This window comes from Vibrio sp. RE86 (genome assembly GCF_013114545.1).
Lineage (GTDB): Bacteria > Pseudomonadota > Gammaproteobacteria > Enterobacterales > Vibrionaceae > Vibrio.
In genome coordinates this window covers 1-3706 of the sequence record NZ_VTXI01000043.1, presented here as the reverse complement: position 1 = coordinate 3706, position 3706 = coordinate 1, and the positions used below count along the sequence as shown (strand labels likewise).

Sequence of the window (3706 nt, the reverse complement as noted above, 5' to 3'; positions counted from 1 at the left end):
CACAACGCTTGTCGATCTGCATTCTAGGTTAAGTTTAGTGTTTTATGGCACAATGTTTTAGTTAAGTGGTCGCGTTGTTCACTACTTAATTGGGCGTTATGTTGTTTGAGGCTAACAATGAAATATTGGTTACTACTATTGGTATCAATTCTACATTCAGGTTTAAGTTTTTCGGGTGACGAAGTGAAGAGTAATCCAGTTTTATCCAATGACCCTTTATGGCAGAGGACAATTATCGAAGCTAAAGCGAGCATAGGATCCTTTCGCGAGCTATTGTCTAAACCTGAGCTTGCATCTAGTTTTGCTCTTGTAAAAGTATATTTCCCAGAACAAGGTGTTTACTTATGGTTCATGGTGGTAGATGTAGATTCAAAGTCTTTCGTGGTTCAAGCTTTTGAAACACTCCCTCAGTTAGATCATATTGTCGTCGGTGAAGCGTACTCAGTTTCAGATGAAGATATCGTAGATTGGTCTCTGAATAACAGTGGTTCAATGTATGGTGGATTTTCAATGCGTTACATCAGAGACCAAAAAACAAAAGACGAACAAGACAAATATGACCAGTATGTAGGCGTAAAAGAATGGATGCCTCTGCCTTGAGTCCACAACATAACAAACTGTTCAAGAGGGATTCGCAACGCGTGGCATTATCACTATGCGTTGGTTTTAGTGTTTAAGGTGGTATGCGGCGGCTTTTGTATTGCGTCGCTCACCCCTTAACAGGGCGTTATGTGTATCCATGGTGAGTGAGAAATAGCAGCATATATTATGCTACTATTGAAGTTAAGGCGTTATTCTAAAGTACCGGCTAACTCAATAACTTTTTTCATATCATTCCAGTTCCAATAATTACAATCATCTCGGTTGTCATATTGCATGTTATTTAGAGAGTCTGTTAAAAAATCACGGTACTCTTGAGTTGTAGATGTTTGGATTTCAGTTCTAATACTTGATGCGTTAGGAAGTACATATTTTATCCTTTCTTCACCCCAAGAGTCGGTAGAAAGAGAGCGACTATATGTAATATTATTCATTGATTGCTTTATGAAGTCATTCAGTTTGAAATCATCAGAAATGCTATACGCAGCATTATGTATTTTAGGCACTGGAGAGTGACGACTTGTTCTAGCGTTGTATTGTTCTGGAGCTTTGTCGTGCTCAACAAGCCCAATGAGTAACGCTGGGTAATTAATATACTGAGCTTTTTGGCTTTTACTCAAACTCATATTTGCAATTCTTAAACATGACTCAAACTTGTTCATAAGTTGGTCAATATCACGTATGTGTAAGTCATATCCTTTTGCTAAAAGACTAACAGTTTTGTTAATGGAAGCATCTATTGTCCCTGCTACGAAGTTAGGAAAAAGCTTGAGGTTGCGATAAGGGCTGTAGTCAATACTCTTAGCAGCTAGATACCCCTCAATGTCTGGTGATGGGAGTGTTGCTTTTCTATCAAAAAATTTCTTAAGGTATTGCTTTGAGTCAAAGTTTTGCCCGTACACAGCATTGATGGAGTGAGACAGTTGTTCAGAATCGGTAGCGACGAGAAATACAAAGTTTTTGGTTTTAAAAAAGTGTTTAATTACTTCAAGCATTTCTATAGCGTAGGTTGGTCGGCAACGATCCAGTTCATCCACTAGCACAACTACAGGTAAGTTTGCTCCATAATTGGTCTCTAAAACCTCAGCTAATTGTGATAAACACTCTCTAATCTTTTTTATGGCTTCTATTTGTTCTGAGTACTCTGCTGTTAGTTTTTTCATGAAGTCAGCGGGGTTTTCATCGAAAAACTTCATCATAGCATTAGAACCAATAGTGGAGTCGTCTAGGTATTTTTTGGATGCGTAACCAGCCACTCCAACAGCAGTTGCTTTTATTGCTTTTCCTAGGAATAGTTTTAGCCTTTTCGTATTGGCTTGGCTTCCGATACCATTATTAAACATTTCAATTTGTGTAAGGAGTTCGCTGGTAATTACAGTCAACGGTTCTTTTGAAAAGTCGCTTTCCCAAGCATCAATATAGATCACAGGATGCTTTTGTTCTAAAAGGTGTGTGTAAATCCTTTTTAAAAATTCGGTCTTCCCTGCTCCCCACGAACCATTTAAGTTCAAAACAAATCCATTTTTTTCACCCGTAAGATAACTACTGAGAAATTCACCGTAGTCCTTTCTATCTAACTTACAAGTATCGAATGTATGGCTAATTTTCCATTCATCATGTTTTGCTTTGTCTAAAATGCTCAATATATGTACTCCTGTATGCTGATTGAAGTCGTTATAGTACAAGCTTAATTGCATATGGCTTTTGATCTCAAGTACCATACACATAACAAAGCATTTAAGAGTGATTCCCAACGCTTGGCATTTTTCATTTCATCGTTGAGTTTAGTGTTTATAGTGCAATGGTTTCGGTTAGGTGGTAGCGTTGCTCACACCTTAATGCGGCGTTAGGCAAGGTACGGTGAGTTTCTCATTTTTATTCTTCTTTGCCCCCTTTGGCTATCCGCTTTTCTAAGTCGGCAATTCATCATTGTCGGCTCCAATTCTTGAATCACTCCACCCGTAAAACATGCCAAATTTCATGGGTTGCCTCATTGGTTTTTAGCGTTGGTCGGCTGTGATTTTTACTGACTCAAAGTGTGGAAAGGGCAAGTGAATCGGTGCTGTCTTGAAAGCTGATAGTTCGCAGCTTTGAATTTCAGAGTCCTAAAAACAATATCGTTGTTGTCATCTCGTATTCAGAGTTTGTTGGAACCACGGCTATAACATAGTGGCTTCGGTAGTTCTTGAATCACAAAAAGCCCGTGGGTGATTGGTTGCTTATGGTGTTTAAGGTACTCTGTATCAAATCAAGTTAGTGAGCACACGGAAATCTAGCCTAACAAAGCGTTTAAGGCAGATTCGCAACGCTTGGCGGTTTCACTTTGATTCGGCTTCAGTGTTTATGGCGCAGTGGTTGAGTTTGGTGGCCGCGCTGCTCACTACTTAACGCGGCGTTATGTTGTTTCCACTACTTGTAGCTTTCGGGTAGCAGAGAATTACCTGAATTATCAGAAAGATAGACTAGGGCATCAATCACACGAAGTGGTGATAGTAGGTTCTCAGAACTGCATTTATCTAGCTCAAATCCAAGGTAAACAAGGTCATTTTCTATCTTAAGAAATAGATTTCCTTGAGGTGGCCTCTCTTGAGTCAAAACGAACTCGCCAATACCAAGAAAATGTGAACTCTTTAGGTTTCTGGTTGCATAAATGTCGCACTTTAACTTGTGAGCGAGTGTTAGGAAATCAATAATCAGGTTCACTTGCTCATCAGAAATGTTATCGAGTGCTTTTATATGCGGCTTTTTGCAAAACCGTTCTAAATAGCTAATCATTTCGTCGATATCGTTGTTAAATAGCATGGTAAGTCACCCTTGTGGTAAGGGTTGCGATTGTACCGTCAGACCCACAACATAACAAAGCGTTTAAGACAGATTCCCAACGCATGGCATTTTTCATTCCATTGTTGGGTTTTGTGTTTAAGGTGGTATGGTTAGGTTTCGTGGTGGCGTTGCTCACTACTTAACGCGGCGTTATGTCACAAGGAGAAAAAATGTTTCAATGGACGAAAAAGAACATTATCAAATCTGTCGCAAGAGAGCTTCCACCAAGGCTTGCGGTTAAGTACGGAAAAAGAGATAGCTACAAACCCGAGGAAATTGATTG

3 protein-coding genes are annotated in these 3706 nt (G+C 39.4%); 1 reads left to right on the top strand and 2 read right to left on the bottom strand.

All coding sequences use genetic code 11. The features are described from left to right. Positions 1 to 117: 117 nt before the first annotated feature. Positions 118 to 600, top strand: coding sequence for a DUF2314 domain-containing protein (locus tag F0231_RS20515; protein ID WP_171761530.1), 483 nt, complete (start codon positions 118 to 120; stop codon positions 598 to 600). Between the two features lie 191 nt (positions 601 to 791). Here F0231_RS20515 and F0231_RS20505 read toward each other — a convergent pair whose 3' ends face one another. Beyond that, positions 792 to 2243 (bottom strand): P-loop NTPase fold protein, encoded by a 1452-nt coding sequence (locus F0231_RS20505; protein ID WP_171761529.1) that lies wholly within the window; start codon positions 2241 to 2243, stop codon positions 792 to 794. 766 nt (positions 2244 to 3009) lie between these two features. Next, a complete protein-coding gene (locus F0231_RS20500; protein ID WP_171761528.1) occupies positions 3010 to 3402 on the bottom strand; it encodes a hypothetical protein in 393 nt (130 codons plus the stop codon). Between the last annotated feature and the right edge of the window lie 304 nt (positions 3403 to 3706).